Origin of the sequence: Yinghuangia aomiensis, from assembly GCF_039542225.1 — a bacterium.
Taxonomy (GTDB): domain Bacteria; phylum Actinomycetota; class Actinomycetes; order Streptomycetales; family Streptomycetaceae; genus Yinghuangia; species Yinghuangia aomiensis.
The window spans coordinates 1-979 of record NZ_BAABHS010000099.1; the positions used below are offsets into that span (position 1 = coordinate 1).

The following is a 979-nucleotide window of genomic DNA, read 5'->3' on the forward strand; positions in this document are numbered from 1 at the left end:
CTAGACGAGTCTTTCCGAACACGTTCAGTGGTCGTAGGCGGTCAGTGAGCGGCTGACCGCCTGGCCGGTGTGGAAGTTGTGCCACACCGCGGCGGTCAGTGCGAGGACTCGCTGAGCCACGCGGACACTGACGCCGTCGACGGTGCGTCCGCCGTGCTGTTCCAGGCCGAGCTGGCCTTTGAAGGTGTCGTTGACCGACTCGATCAGCTGGCGGACCTTCTTCAGCATCGGCTCGCCGGGCCGTTTCGCCTCGCGTTTGAAGGACGGTCGCAGGAGCGTGATCCCCTGTTCGGACAGTGACCGTTCGAAGGGCCTGGACGCGAAGCCCTTGTCGGCGATCAGCAGCAGGCCGGGCCGTTCGGCGACGAGTTCGGCGTCGACTTCCAGCATCGCGCCGAGCACCTCGCGCTCGTCGAGCTTCGGGTCGGCAAGGGCCCACAGCACCGGCAGCCCGGACGGGGTGCACACCAGATAGAGCCGCAAGCCCCAGAAGAACCGCGAATGCGACGCGCAGTAGCCGTACTTCGCCCAGCCGGCCAGCTCGGAGCGCTTGACCGTCGGCCGGGACATCCCGCACGGCACCGGCGTGGAATCGGTGATCCACACGCTGTCGTCCCACCAGTCGGTGTCCCGGCCGAGCATACGGATCACCCGCTTGATCTGCGGGAGAGCGGCCCGCAACCGCTTGTTGTAGCCGGGATCCTGCGGCAGGAACGGGAACAGGTGGCGCAGGTTCTTCCGGGCATACCGCAGCCAGCGGGCCTCCTCGTGGAAGCCGAGCATCGCCTGCATCACGGCCAGGCACAGCAACTCAGCGTGACTGAGCCTGGGCGGCCGCCCCGGCAGCCGGGCCAAGTCCGCCCAGTCGTCGTCGAGTTTCACGTACAGTGCGATCGCGAGGGTGTCGAGGTCTGTCGTCACAAACGGATCCTGGACACCCTCGCTCCATGCCCGCAGGCATTCGGAAAGACTCGTCTAG

The 979-nt window shown here is 66.8% G+C and carries 1 protein-coding gene; it reads right to left on the reverse strand.

The annotated features are described in order from the left end of the window. Positions 1-24 precede the first annotated feature (24 nt). A complete protein-coding gene (locus ABEA93_RS42010) occupies positions 25-921 on the reverse strand; it encodes an IS982 family transposase (protein ID WP_345681293.1) in 897 nt (298 codons plus the stop codon). Positions 922-979: the final 58 nt, after the last annotated feature.